General features: G+C 63.5%; 9 protein-coding genes. 8 read left to right on the top strand and 1 reads right to left on the bottom strand.

What is annotated here, in order from left to right:
• Positions 1–6 precede the first annotated feature (6 nt).
• The gene (locus tag HY921_02975) at positions 7–1,323 is read left to right on the top strand and encodes a hypothetical protein (GenBank protein ID MBI5629831.1); all 1,317 of its coding nucleotides are present in this window, start codon (positions 7–9) and stop codon (positions 1,321–1,323) included.
• Here the strand turns inward: HY921_02975 and HY921_02970 are convergent.
• Positions 1,253–2,533 carry a dicarboxylate/amino acid:cation symporter gene (locus tag HY921_02970; protein ID MBI5629830.1) on the bottom strand — a complete coding sequence of 427 codons (1,281 nt, stop codon included), beginning with the start codon at positions 2,531–2,533 and terminating at the stop codon, positions 1,253–1,255. The two genes, HY921_02975 and HY921_02970, sit on opposite strands and share 71 nt — an antisense overlap.
• A gap of 30 nt (positions 2,534–2,563) precedes the next feature.
• Here HY921_02970 and HY921_02965 point away from each other — a divergent pair, with 30 nt between their 5' ends.
• From HY921_02965 to HY921_02935, 7 genes are all read left to right on the top strand, one after another.
• The gene (locus HY921_02965; protein MBI5629829.1) at positions 2,564–4,771 is read left to right on the top strand and encodes a UvrD-helicase domain-containing protein; all 2,208 of its coding nucleotides are present in this window, start codon (positions 2,564–2,566) and stop codon (positions 4,769–4,771) included.
• A 150-nt stretch (positions 4,772–4,921) separates the two neighbouring features.
• Positions 4,922–5,209 carry an Asp-tRNA(Asn)/Glu-tRNA(Gln) amidotransferase subunit GatC gene (gatC, locus tag HY921_02960; protein MBI5629828.1) on the top strand — a complete coding sequence of 96 codons (288 nt, stop codon included), beginning with the start codon at positions 4,922–4,924 and terminating at the stop codon, positions 5,207–5,209.
• Positions 5,206–6,258, top strand: a complete 1,053-nt coding sequence (locus tag HY921_02955; GenBank protein MBI5629827.1) for a tetratricopeptide repeat protein — start codon at positions 5,206–5,208, stop codon at positions 6,256–6,258. The genes gatC and HY921_02955 overlap by 4 nt, the downstream gene beginning before the upstream one ends.
• Complete coding sequence (gene gatA, locus HY921_02950; GenBank protein MBI5629826.1) at positions 6,258–7,712, top strand: Asp-tRNA(Asn)/Glu-tRNA(Gln) amidotransferase subunit GatA; 1,455 nt, start codon at positions 6,258–6,260, stop codon at positions 7,710–7,712. The genes HY921_02955 and gatA overlap by 1 nt, the downstream gene beginning before the upstream one ends.
• A complete protein-coding gene (locus HY921_02945) occupies positions 7,709–8,143 on the top strand; it encodes an NUDIX domain-containing protein (protein MBI5629825.1) in 435 nt (144 codons plus the stop codon). Before gatA ends, HY921_02945 begins: the two co-directional genes overlap by 4 nt.
• Positions 8,140–9,597, top strand: coding sequence for an Asp-tRNA(Asn)/Glu-tRNA(Gln) amidotransferase subunit GatB (gene gatB / locus HY921_02940; GenBank protein ID MBI5629824.1), 1,458 nt, complete (start codon positions 8,140–8,142; stop codon positions 9,595–9,597). Before HY921_02945 ends, gatB begins: the two co-directional genes overlap by 4 nt.
• Complete coding sequence (locus tag HY921_02935) at positions 9,594–13,058, top strand: hypothetical protein (GenBank protein ID MBI5629823.1); 3,465 nt, start codon at positions 9,594–9,596, stop codon at positions 13,056–13,058. Before gatB ends, HY921_02935 begins: the two co-directional genes overlap by 4 nt.
• Positions 13,059–13,070: the final 12 nt, after the last annotated feature.

Genomic DNA, 13,070 nt, shown 5'->3' with positions numbered 1-13,070 from the left:
GCTCGGATGAAGACCACAAGATTGGCGGCCGCGGCGTTGCTCATGGGGCTTCCCTTGAGGCAGGCCTTGGGCTGGGGGCAGTACGGGCACCAGGAGGTCAACGCCTGCGCGGCCGACCTGATGGAAGATTCCGTTGACTCCTTCCAATCCTTCATGAGGATCAACAAGGACGCGCTCAAGCGCCTGGCCGTGACCCCGGACATGGACTGGAAGATGCTGGGCAGCCTCAAGAAGCTTTCCCCAGAGGAGCTCGAGGCTAAACGCCAGGCCAACCGGCACGAGCATCCCCTGCATTTCTTCGAGGCCGACGCTTTCATCGACCCAACAGCCGGGCCGGCGGCCTTCAAGGATTTGCCCTCGGGAGAGAATTATCAGGCGGCTTACGAGCTGTACCAGGAAAAGCTCAAGGCGCACGGCGATTTCGTGCGGCAGCTCGATCCCGGCAAGCCTCTCGAGGCGCAGGCCCATGGGACCGCGCCCTGGAGGATTCTCCAGCTTTACGACCTGGCGGTGGCTTCGCTGAGGGGAGGGGATTCCGCCAAGGCCATTCTGTACCTGGGGGCTCTCGGCCATTACGTGGGAGACATGGCCCAGCCCTTCCACACCACCCTCGATTACAACGGCGAGCATTACCACCGCCCCGCCGCGGGAATCCACTCCATTTTCGAGGAGAAGATATTGGAGAACGCCGCCTTCGCTTTGCTCGGCGGGCGCAATAAGGCCCGAGACGGCGAGACCTTGCTTTGGCGCCTGGACGCCACTCATTCGGCGACTTTGGCGGCCACCAAGGCCGCCTTGGGGAGTCAAGGCCTCTTGTCCTTAAGAAGAAAGGATGTCATCGCAGAGATCATGGCTCTCGTGGAAAGCGGCTATCCCGAGATAGAGCCCTTGCTCGCCTCCTTCGCCCGGGAATGCGCCCGAGCCCAGGAGAGCTCGAATGGCGAACTCTATTGCGCCGCCGGCGAAAAATCCGGAGGCCGCCGCTCCGGGCCCAAGGTTCCCGCGGCGGTGGCCGAGGCCTTCGCCGCGGCCCTCCTGGAGGGCGGCCCCGGCGCGGGACGGACGGTCATGCAGACGGCCCAGCGTCGGATGGGCCAGGCCGCGGTACTTCTGGCCCGGATATGGGTCTCGGCTTACGCCGAGGCGGGCCGTCCCGCGCTCTCGGCCAAGACGGTGGATTTCAAGGAGCTCCACGTCCTCGACAATTATCCCGTTCCCGATTACCTGGTGCCCGTCGGCAAGAAGGTTACGATCAGCTCCGGGCTTCCGCGCTCTCTGAGCGCGCCACGAGCATGGCGATCAGGAGATCTCCCGAGACGTTAAGAACGGTCCGGCACATGTCCAGGAATCGGTCCACGCCCAGGATGAGAAGGGCCCCTTCCGGGGGAACTCCGATGGAGGCGAGGATCGCCATCAGCATCGGGAGCGATCCGCCCGGCACCCCCGCCGTTCCCACCCCGCCCAAGATCGCCATGGCTAGCACCGTGCCCTGCTGGCAAAGAGTCAACTCGACCCCGAAGCACTGGGCCAAAAATAGAGCCGTGACCCCTTCGTAGAGCGCCGTGCCGTTCTGATTGGCGCTGGCCCCCACGGTCAAAACGAAGCGGCTGATGTCGCGCGGCAGCCCGAGGTCGCGCTCTCCCACGCGCATGGACACCGGCAAGGTCGCCGAGGAGGAGCTCGTGCCGAAGGCCGTCAGCATCGCGTCCTGGATGCGGGAAAAGAAAAGCCTGGGGGACATCCCTCCCAAGGTCTTGGCCAAGATCGAATAGGTGACGAATTGGTGGAAGGCCAGGGCCCCCACCACCACGGCCGCGTATCCGAAGAGGTGCTTAAGCAGGTCGTAGCCGTGCCGGGCCGTGAGGTTGAGAACGAGCGCGCCCACGCCCACGGGGGCCAAGCGCATCACGAGCGATATGAAGCCCATCGCCGCCTCGTACACGGCCTCGAGCCAGCGCAGGAGCGGCCCGGTTTTCTCGGGGTCGGCCCTGGTCACTCCCACCCCGAATAACAGGGCGAAGAACATGACGCCCAGAAAATCTCCCGAGGCGGCCGCCTTGACCGGATTGTCCGGGATGAGGGCCAAGAGGCGCGAGACGGCGCCGCCTTCCGCCGCCGCGGGAGCCGGGAGCTTGCCCCGTCGCATGATTTCTTCCCGGACCGCCATCGGGAATCCCTGCCCGGGCTTCAGGGCGCGGACGAAGGCCAGGCCAGTGAGGACGGAAAGAGAGGTCGCGGCCAAAGTGAAGCCCAAGGTTTTAAGCGCCACCCGGCCTAGCTTGGCCGCGCCTCCCATCTCGGCCACTCCCAGTATCAAGGAGCTGACGACTAGGGGGAGCACCGCCATGAGGAGCAGGCGCAGGAACAGCCGGCCGGCGGGCTCGGCGGCGTAATCGAGGAAGGCGGAAAGAAAGGGAGGAGACGATGGGAAGACGGCGTGGAGGCACAAGCCCAGGGCGGCGCCGACGCCGAAGCCGATCAGGATTTTACGGTGGAGAGCCACAGGCCTGAATATTATAAAATAACACGACATCATGGCACCTTTCCAAGATAAGGATTAGGTATGGGCGTGAGTCTCGAGTTGGACCGTCTTAATCCCGAGCAGAAAGAGGGAGTCCTCTACACAGGAGGCCCGCTTTTGGTGCTGGCGGGTGCTGGCACCGGAAAAACCCGCGTCATCACCTACCGGATCGCTCATCTGATCTCCCAAGGAGTGCCGGCGGAGCGGATTTTGGCCGTCACCTTCACCAACAAGGCTGCCGAGGAGATGCGCCGGCGCATCGAGGAGCTGTCTCCGGGACACGGGGCCAAGGTATGGGCCCACACCTTCCACGCCTTCGCCAGCCGCCTCATCCGCCAGCACCACAAGCTTTTGAACCTCAACCCCTACTTCACCATTTACGATCAATCGGACCAGAAGAAGCTCGTGGTGGACTCCATGCGGGAATTGGGCTTGGAGGAGCAGGCCAACAAGGCCTCCATGTACGTGAGCCTGATCTCCCGGGCCAAGGACGACTTGCTCGATGCTCAGTCTTACGCGATTTACGCAGCCACCGCGACCGACGCCTCGCGCGAGACCGCGGCGCGCATCTACCTCGTCTATCAGAGGAAGCTCGACCAGGCCGGAGCCCTGGACTTCGGGGACCTTCTTCTCAAGACCTGCGTCCTCCTCAAGGAGCACCAGTCCATCCGGGAATATTACCAAGAGTACTTCCTGCACCTTCTGGTGGATGAGTACCAGGACACCAACCACGCCCAGTACGTGCTCACCAAGACCTTGGCGGCCAAGCACCGCAATATTTGCGTTGTGGGAGATGACGATCAAAGCGTGTATTCATGGCGAGGAGCCAACATCCGCAACATACTCGAGTTCGAAAAGGATTTCAAGCAAGTCAAGACGGTGACTCTCGAGCAGAACTACCGCTCGACCTCCAAGATACTGGATGCGGCCAGCCGGGTCATCAGCCGCAACCGCGCGCGCAAGCTCAAGACCCTCTGGACCGAGAAGGGGCCGGGAGAGTCCGTGCGCGTCCGCGAGCTTCCCAACGAAATGGAGGAGGCGGCCTGGGTGTCGCGCTCCCTGCAGTCCGTCGTGGCATGCGGGGCCTCGCTCAAGGACATCGCGATTTTCTACCGCACAAACGCCCAGAGCCGCTCCTTCGAGGAGGCCCTGCGCCGGGCGGGGACCCCCTACCGCATCGTGGGGGCCATGCGCTTCTACGAGAGAAAGGAAATCAAGGACGCCCTGGCCTACGCCCGGATCATCCTGAATCTAGCGGACTCGACGAGCTTGTCGCGGATAATCAACGTGCCCCCGCGCGGCATCGGAAAGACCAGCCTAGAGAAAATCTCCCGCCACGCGGACGCGGCCGGACTCACCCTCCTCGCGGTTTTCAAGGAGCAGGAGAAGATAGCGGGGCTTACCCCGGCCTGCCGCAGGGCCCTGACCGAGATATTGCAGGTCCTGGAGGAGCTGCGCTCCCAGGTCTTGGAGCTTCCCGCGGCCGCGGCCATGGCCCGCCTCTTGGACCGCTCGGGGTACTGGAGGTGGCTCGAGTCGGAGGTGGAAACCGACCCCGAGGCCGCCTCGCGCCTGGACAACCTCCAGGAGCTTTTGAACGCCATGAAGGAGGTCGAGGAAAAGGCCAAGTCCCAGGGGGAGGTCCTGACCTTGGGGCGCTATTTGGAGGCTGTGGCCCTGCAGACCGACCTCGACAGCTACGACCCCCAGCAGCCCTGCGTCACCTTGATGACGGTGCACCTGGCCAAGGGCCTCGAGTTTCCCACGGTTTTCCTGACCGGCCTCGAGGAGGGGCTGTTCCCGATCGGGGCGGGGAACTCCTCCCAAGAGGAACTCGAGGAGGAGCGGCGCCTCTGCTACGTGGGCATGACCCGGGCGCGCGAGAATTTGATCCTCACCCACGCCGCGACCCGGAGGATTTTCGGGCAAGTCTACGCCAATCTTCCCTCGCGCTTCATATTGGAAGCCGAGCTTTTGGGTTCGGTGCCCGAGCGAGCCTACGCTGCGGGAGCAGCGCGGTCCTGGGACCCTTCAGGAAATCCGTTGGGTCCCGTGGATGTGACGGCGGGAGTATCGGCCCGGCGCTTGAACCAGGTCCGGGTGGGCATGCGCGTGCGCCATCCCGATTTCGGCTTGGGCCAGGTGCTTGACAAGTCGGGCTCGGGGGAAACCTTGAAGGTGACCGTCTCCTTCGACAGCGGACGCACCGCCAAGCTCCTTTTACGCTACGCGCCCTTGGAGGCGGCCTAGTGCTCCGACCGACCTATAATCGCCTTTTGGGGGGCCCAGATTTGAGTTGGATGCCAGTTATCCACAAAAATTTCCAGCGAAGTTTTGTGGATAACTGCGACGCCGCGGGCTGTCAAAGCCGGGCCTCCCAAGGTCGGTCGGAGCACTGACATGGCCATCACTCAAGACGACGTGCGAAAGATCGCCAAGCTTGCGCGCCTGAGGCTGACTTCCGATGAAGTCGGCCTCTATCAGGCCCAGCTCGGCAAGATCCTCGACTCCATGGCCGAGCTCTCGCGCCTCGATACCTCCAAGGTGCCGCCCACCGCCTCGGTCCTGGGCCAAACGGACGCGACGCGCGAGGACTTTCCCGAGCCCTTCGCCAACGCCTCGGCCCTCATCGGCAACGCGCCCGACAGGGAAGGGTCTTTCTTCAAGGTCAGGAAGGTGATCGAGTGAAGTTCCTTGCGCTTGTCCTTGTCCTGTTGCCGGGGCCTTGCGCTGGGGCGGCGCCTGGCGCCAAGGCCCAGAAGGTCTTGCGCGCGGCTATTTCGCTCTACGAGAGGGCCGATCTTGAGAAGGCTCTGGGCCGCTTCGACGAGGCCCTGGAGCTTTTTCCCGGCTGGAAAACGGCCGCGGGCCACCGGGCCCTTTGCCGCTGGACCTTGGGGGACGCGGCCGGCGCCGGACAAGACGCGGAGCTCGCGGCGGGGCTCAAGCCCAACAGCGCGGAGTCCTACGTGGCCCGCGGCAAGGCTTTCCTAGTCCTGCGTCGGCACGACAAGGCGGAGCGGGATTTCAAGCAGGCCCTGGCATTGGACTCGGCCTCGGCCGAGGCTCACTTCGGCCTCGGCAGCGCCTTGAGCTCCCAGGGCAAGGCGCGGGAAAGCCTGGCGGCCCTCGACCGGGCCGTGGGGCTTCAAGCCGACTTCGCCACGGCTTTTCTCGTGCGTGGCGCCGCCAAGGAGAGGCTCCAGGATTTTTCGGGCGCGGTCGAGGATTATGCCGAGGTCCTGCGCTTGAGTTCCAAGTTCGCCTGGGCTTTGTTCTACCGCGGCCGCGCCTCCCGGGAGCTCAAGGATTATCGCGGCGCGGAGGGGGACCTGAGCGCTTTTCTCAAGGCCTACCCCAGGCGCGAGGAAGCCCTTTACTTGCGAGGCAACGTCCGCTTCCTGCAGGGCAATTACACCGGCGCCGTGGAGGACTTGAGCGAGGTCCTTGAGCTCAATCCCCGCCGGGGCCTGGCCTACTCCAACCGCGGCCAGGCCTTGGCCTTGCTGGGAGACCGGGAGGGTGCTTTGAAGGATTTGAGAAGAGCTCTGGAGCTCGAGCCGGGCAAGGCCGACAAGATCCAGGCGGCGATAGACAGAATTCAGGCCGCAGCTCCTGAAGGACCTCAGTCTGTCCGGAAAGGAAGTGATACCCCCCGGACGGTTCCTGCCGCCCTAGATGCGGCAGGGGACAGCGGCGCTGCCGCGCCGCAGGACGATTCGATGTTCATACAATAATGGAACTGATCGAATTGACGGCCGTCGAGATCGCTCGGGGAGTGAAGGAGGGGCTGTTCAGCGCCGAGGAAGTCTTGCGGCGATGCCTTGAGCGCCTTAAGGCCGTCGAGCCCAAGCTCAAGGCTTTCGTGACCGTGCTGGAGGAGAAGGCCTTGGCGCAGGCCAAGGCCGTGGATGAGAAGCGTTCCGCCGGGCGGGCGTTGGGGTCCTTGGCCGGCGTTCCGGTGGCTTTGAAGGACAACATCATGGTCGAGGGGGTGCAGACCACCTGCTCCTCGAAGATACTCAAAGGATACATTTCTCCCTACGATGCGACCGTGGTGTCGCGCCTGCGCCGGGCCGACGCCGTGCTATTGGGAAAGACCAATCTCGACGAGTTCGCCATGGGCTCTTCCACCGAGAACTCGGCTTTCTTCAAGACCGCCAACCCCTGGAACACGGATTGCGTGCCGGGAGGCTCCTCCGGCGGCTCGGCCGCTGCCGTGGCAGCCTCGGTCTGCCCCTTGGCCTTGGGGTCGGACACGGGCGGATCGATCCGCCAACCCGCCTCCTTCTGCGGCGTGGTGGGTCTTAAGCCCACCTACGGCCTGGTGTCGCGCTACGGTCTGGTGGCCTTCGCTTCCTCCTTGGACCAGATCGGGCCGCTCTCGCGCACGATCGAGGACGCGGCCCTGGCCCTGTCCGTGATCGGCGGGCACGACCCCAAGGACAGCACCTCGGCTCGCCTGGCCCCCGAGGAAGCCCTGAGGGGGCGGGAAGGAGATATATCCGGACTTCGCCTGGGGCTTCCCAAGGAGTACTTCATCGCGGGCATGGATCCAGAGGTGGAGCGCTCGGTTGAGGAGGCGGTGAAGGCCCTGGAGGGCCTGGGAGCCAAGGTGTCCGAGGTTTCCCTGCCGCACACCTCCTGCGCTGTGAGCACCTACTACATCATCGCGCCCTCGGAGGCCAGCTCGAACCTCGCCCGCTTCGACGGAATCCGCTACGGCCACAGCTGCCGCGAGGCGGCGGCTCTAGAGGAGCTTTACGAGCGCACGCGCGGCGAGGGTTTCGGCCCCGAGGTCAAGCGGCGCATCATGCTCGGCACCTACGCCTTGAGCTCCGGGTATTACGAGGCCTACTACGGCAAGGCTCAGCGCGTCCGGACCTTGATCAAGAACGATTTCGATGAGGCCTTCAAGGAGGTCGATCTCCTCGTTACGCCCACTGCCCCCAGCGCGGCGTTCAAGTTCGGGGAGAAGTCCAACGACCCCTTGGCCATGTACCTCTCGGACATCTTCACCATCCCGTCCAACATGGCCGGCAACTCCAGCGTTTCCATTCCCTGCGGGCTGACCCGCGCGGGGCTTCCCATCGGACTCCAGCTCATAGCGCCCCCCTTCAAGGAGGGGCTGCTTCTGCGCGCGGCCTCGGCCTGCGAGAGGTCCAGGCCTTTCCCTAGATTGAAGTTATGAACGTTAGGGAATATTCGGCCGGAGGGCTGGTCAGCCGAGAGGGCCGGCTTTTGCTCGTGCGGGTCTGCAACTTGAGCGGGAAAAAGGTTTGGACTTTTCCCAAGGGGCATCTGGAGAAAGGGGAAAAATCCCGGGCCGCGGCCCTGCGCGAGGTGGAGGAGGAGACCGGCTGGCGCTGCCGTATACTCAAGCCCCTCATGACCGCGCGCTACCATTTCCGCCGGAAGGGACAGCTCGTCGCCAAGCGCGTGAAGTGGTATTGGATGGAGCCCTTGGAGCGCGTGGGCCTGCCCGACGCCGAGGAGATACTAGCCGCGCGCTGGGCGGGTTTGGAGGCCAGCCGGAGGCTCCTGCGCTATCCCAGCGATTTGGATCTTTTGGAGCGGTGCCTGGCTCCCGGAGGGTGCCTGGCACCGGGAGGGGATGCATGAACGACCTATATGAGATGGTGGTGGGCCTCGAGGTTCATTGCCAAGTCGCCACCAAGACCAAGCTGTTCTGCGCCTGCTCGACCGACGGCTTCGGGGCCGCGGCCAATAGCCGGGTCTGCCCCGTGTGCACGGGCCAGCCGGGGGTGCTTCCCGTGCTCAACCGCAGGGCGGTGGAGCTGGCCTTCCAGGGCGCCCTGGCCTTGGGCTGTCGCTTGGCGGAAAGCTCGATCTTCGCGAGGAAGAACTACTTCTACCCCGATCTGCCCAAGGCCTACCAAATTTCCCAATACGAGGAACCTTTCTCCAGGGACGGAAGCCTCGAGATTAAGCTCAAGGACGGCACCGCCAAAGTGATCCGCATCCACCGCATCCACATGGAGGAGGACGCGGGCAAGCTCCTCCATTCGATAGGCGCCCAGGAGCTCGACTATTCTTTGGTGGACTTCAACCGCGCCGGCACCCCGCTGGTCGAGATTGTCTCCGAGCCCGACATCCGAGGCTCCGAAGAGGCCTACGCCTACCTGTCCGCCCTCAAGGAGGTCATCCAGTACGCCGGGGTTTCCCGCTGCGACATGGAAAAGGGGGAGATGCGCTGCGACGCCAATATTTCGGTGCGTCGGGCGGGGGAGGGGAAATTCGGCACGCGCGCCGAGATCAAGAATCTCAACTCCTTCAAGGGAGTGCGCGACGCATTGGAATACGAGTTCCGCCGCCAAGTGGAGCTCGTGGAAGCCGGCGGGCGCGTGGTCCAGGAGACGCGGCTATGGGACTCCGTAAACATGGTCACGGTCTCGATGCGCTCCAAGGAGGAGGCCCACGATTACCGCTACTTCCCCGATCCCGACTTGATTGCTCTCAAGGCCGAGCCGGAGCGGCTTAAGAAGCTCAAGGCCGAGCTGCCGGAGCTGCCCGCCGCGCGGCGTTCTCGCCTCGAGAAAGAGTACGGCCTTTCGCCCTATGACGCCGAGGTCCTGACCTCCAGCCGGGAGCTTTCCGATTATTTCGAGGCCGCGGCCAAGGCAAGAAGTCCGGCGCTGGCCAAGACGATCGCCAATTTCATCACGACGGACCTTTTGGGAAGGCTTAACGCGGGAAATAAGGCGATCGAGGAAGCCCCGGTCAGCGCCGGCCATTTGGGCGAGCTCGCGGGCCTCATCGGCGACGGGACCTTGTCGAGCAAGCTTGCCAAGGACGTTTTCCTTAAAATGTGGGAAACGGGAAGGGATCCCAAGGATCTCGTCCGGGACCTAAGTCTTGTCCAAGTCACTGACGAGGGCCAGATCCGGGCTTGGGTCCGCGAGGCCTTGGCGGCCAATCCCCGCGCGGCCGAGGATTTAAAGGGCGGCAAGGACAAGGCCATCGGTGCCATCGTGGGCTCGGTCATGAAGCTTTCCAAGGGCAAGGCCAATCCCGCCTTGGTCCAACGCCTTATTAAGGAACAAGTCCAGGCATGAAATCCGGTTTTTTCGCGGCCGCTTGTCTGTGCTTGGCCCATGCGCCGGCCCGAGCCTACGATGCGGTGCGGTTCCTGGAACCCATCCCTTTGCCAGGGGCGTCCGTGGCTGCGGCCGCCGACTCCTCTCTCCTGTATTTTGTGGACGGCAAGAAGGGCTCTCTCGCGATTTGCGACTACTCCGGCAAGCTCGTCAAGGCCTCGGCCGCGGGTTATTTGACCTCTCCCAGGGGAGCCGCCCTCGACTCCCGCGGCCGGATATTCGTGGCCGACGCCGGCGATTCAAAGATCAAGATCTTGGACAAGGACGGTAATCCGGCGGGTTCCTTCGGCGAGAAGGGCTCCGAGCCGGGCCGCTTCAAGCGTCCGGAGTCCGTGGCCGTGGGAGAGGACGGCCGGGTGTACGTGGCCGACACCGGCAACGACCGCATCCAGATTTTCACGTCGGAGGGAATCCTGCTGGGCTCTTTCGGACGCTCGGGCAAGGAGCCGGGACAGCTGCGGCAGCCCGCCAAGGTCATGGTGGACGCGGCCGATTTCGTCTACGTTCTCGACCGCGGCAACGAGCGCGTCCAAAAATTCGACCCGTCCGGACGCTTCGTCAAGGAATATTCCCTGCCGGGAAGCGACTTCGTCCTCGATTCCTACGGCTTGCTTTACATCCTCGACGCCAAGAACGGCAAGATCGTGGAGGAGAACGCCCAGGGCCTCATCTTGGGCCGTTTCGGAAGCTGGGGCTCGGGCCCCGGGCAGTTCAAGGACCCCCAGGCCCTGTTCCTATCTCCCCGGGGAGAGGTTCTCATCCTCGATTCAGGCAACAACCGCGTTCAAAGGGTCGAGGTGGTCAATAAGCAGCGCGGGGCCAAGATCGCGGCCCGGGCCGCGGCCAAATTCTGGGCTTCCGGTCCCTCTCGGTCTTGGAAATTCACGGCGCAGGTCCTGGCTCCCTATGGGGGAGAGCTTTACGCCTATTTGCCCGAACCCGGCAAATTCGTGCTTCTGGACGGCGAGGGCAAGGAGAAGGCGCGCTTTTCCGGTAAAGAGTCCTCCGCCACCAAGGATGCGGCGGGCTTGGCGGCCAGCGCCAAGTTCGGGCTTTTCGTTGCGGATGGATCCGGCGACCGGCTCCAGCTTTTCGGCCTTGACGGCTCTTGGAAGGCCAATTTTGCCCAAAGCACGGGATTTTTCGACAGCAAGAAGAAGGAGGGGCGCGTGCGCGCCCCCCGCGGGCTTGCCATCAACGAGGAGGGCACGGTTTACGTCGCGGACTCGGGCAACCGGCGTATTGACGCCTTCAGCCCCGAGGGGGTCTTCCTGTTCGGGATCGGGCCGGCAGTCGGATCCTACGAGCTCCAGGAGCCAGCGGCCGTGTCTTGGGACGCCGAGCGCGGTTTTCTCTACTTTTTGGACCGCGGGCTTAAGAAAGTCTTCAAGTGCGAGCCCTCCGGCGCCTTGGCCGCGGCTTGGGGGGAGGCCGGAACGGGTCCCGGGCAATTCCTAGATCCGGTTGCGCTGGCCTTCGACGGCCGGGGTTTTCTCTACGTCCTGGATGGCAAGCTCCGACGCGTCTCGGTGTTCTCCAAGGATGGGCAATGGCTGAGCGATCTTTTCACGGGGGGTAGTCTCGAAAGAGAGCTTTCCGCTCCCGTGGCTCTTGCTGCGCAGGATTCGAGGCTCCTCATTTCCGACAAAGGAAAGGGGCGTATCCTTTCCTTCGACATCCATCCCTTTTTGGCGGCTCCGGCCCAGGTCTCGACCGCGTCGGTGGAGGGCACGGCGACTCTTTCCTGGCGGGTGCCGGAGGACGGCTGGCTTTCCGGCTACCGCGTCTACCGCGCCACGGCGGCCGAAGGGCCCTACCAGGATCTGGGGGAGGCTCGCGAGGGGAAGTTCACGGATTCGGCGGTGACGGCCTACTCCTCCTATTTCTACCGCGTCGCGGCCGAGGCCAAGACCAGAGACGTCGGTCCGTTGGGCGTCCCGGTCGAGGTTGTAGTGGCCGGAGCTTTCAACCAGCCTCCCATCGCTTTCTCCACGGTCGCGGTGGGCAACATCTTCTCGGCCAATTACAAATGGTATTTGAAGAATCCCATGGGAGCCGTTTCGGTTTCCAACAACGTCAACGCGGCTTTCCAGAACGTGAAGCTGAGCTTTCGCCTCAAGGATTTCATGGACTTCGGCTACGACACGGAGATCAAGAGGCTCGAGCCTTTGCAGACGGTCGAGGTTCCTCTCATCGCCACGCTCAACAACAAGGTCCTGGAGGTGACCGAGGACACCCCGATCCAGGCAGAGCTCTCCCTGATGTATTATGAGAACGGAAAGGCCCAGACCTTGTCCTTGACCAAGCCCTTGAGGGTCTATTCCCGCAACGCCATAACCTGGGATCGCCCCGAGCGCATCGCCAACTTCGTGACCCCCAAGGACCCTCCGGTGCTGGAATTCGCGCGCGAGGTCTTGCGCCAGGCGCCGCAAAGCCCTCATGCCGAGGCCTTGAATCCCAGCCTGGCCACGGCTCTTCGTTTGTGGGGGGCCCTGTCGGAAACGGGGGTCAAATTCCTCGCCAACCCCGGCAATCCCTACGAGAAAGTTTCAGAGGACCCGAGCTTTCCCGTGGACTACACCCAGTTCCCCCGGGAGACCTTGAAGCGCAAGAGCGGGCAATGCGACGATCTGGCCGCCATGATCATCTCGATGCTCTTCGCCAGCCAAGTCCGCGCCGCGGCCTTGGATTACCCGGGGCACATGGCCTTGATGCTCGATCTTGAGGCGTCCGATTTGACGGAGGCGGGACTTCCGGAGGAGTTCCTGGTTTGGCATGATGGGAGCTACTGGCTTGCCCTGGAGCCCACCTTGCTTGGTGAGGATTTCCTTGAGTCCGCGCGCAAGGCCGCCTACGCCTATAAGGCCGAGAGCGCCAAGGGCAAGGCCCGGGTCATCGACATCCAGAAGGCTTGGGGAGAATTCGAGCCCGCCACCATGCCCTCCAGCGATTGGAGCGCGGAAGTCCCGCCGCTGGAGGCCCGCCAACAAAGATTCTCGCGGGAGGCCCAGGCCATCCTCCAAGAGCGCTACCGTTCTCTAAAGAAATATTACGCCGCGGAGCTCGAAAAAAATCCGGGCGACGCCGATCTTTGCGTTGAATCGGGGCTTCTCGAGTACCAGGCAGGCAACCTCGAGGCCGCCGCCGGCGAGTTCCAAAAGGCCCTGGCGCGCGACCCCCATAGCGCCGCGGCGATGAACAATCTTGGAAACCTCTCTTTCTTGTCGGCCGAATACGACAAGGCCGAGCCCTACTACCTGAAGGCGGCCCAGGCCGACGACTCCGACCCCGAGATCTGGCTCAACTTGGCCAAGACCTCGCTCAAGCTCAAGAACCGGGAAAAGGCCGAGCAATACGGCAGAAAGGCGGTTGCCTTGGAGGCCAATCTGGCTCCTTCCGTGGACACTCTCTTGAAATAAACTGAATGACCG

This window comes from Elusimicrobiota bacterium, assembly GCA_016218575.1.
Taxonomy (GTDB): domain Bacteria; phylum Elusimicrobiota; class Elusimicrobia; order UBA1565; family UBA9628; genus JACRDN01.
The sequence above is the reverse complement of the archived record's forward strand: the minus strand, read 5'-3'. Positions and strand labels throughout refer to the sequence as shown.

Excerpts from the sequence above, each read along its gene's own strand:
- gatB (MBI5629824.1), top strand. The coding sequence starts at position 8,140 with ATGAACGACCTATATGAGATGGTGGTGGGCCTCGAGGTTCATTGCCAA.
- HY921_02935 (MBI5629823.1), top strand. The coding sequence starts at position 9,594 with ATGAAATCCGGTTTTTTCGCGGCCGCTTGTCTGTGCTTGGCCCATGCG.
- HY921_02945 (MBI5629825.1), top strand. The coding sequence starts at position 7,709 with ATGAACGTTAGGGAATATTCGGCCGGAGGGCTGGTCAGCCGAGAGGGC.
- gatA (MBI5629826.1), top strand. The coding sequence starts at position 6,258 with ATGGAACTGATCGAATTGACGGCCGTCGAGATCGCTCGGGGAGTGAAG.
- gatC (MBI5629828.1), top strand. The coding sequence starts at position 4,922 with ATGGCCATCACTCAAGACGACGTGCGAAAGATCGCCAAGCTTGCGCGC.
- HY921_02970 (MBI5629830.1), bottom strand. The coding sequence starts at position 2,533 with ATGTCGTGTTATTTTATAATATTCAGGCCTGTGGCTCTCCACCGTAAA.
- HY921_02965 (MBI5629829.1), top strand. The coding sequence starts at position 2,564 with ATGGGCGTGAGTCTCGAGTTGGACCGTCTTAATCCCGAGCAGAAAGAG.
- HY921_02975 (MBI5629831.1), top strand. The coding sequence starts at position 7 with ATGAAGACCACAAGATTGGCGGCCGCGGCGTTGCTCATGGGGCTTCCC.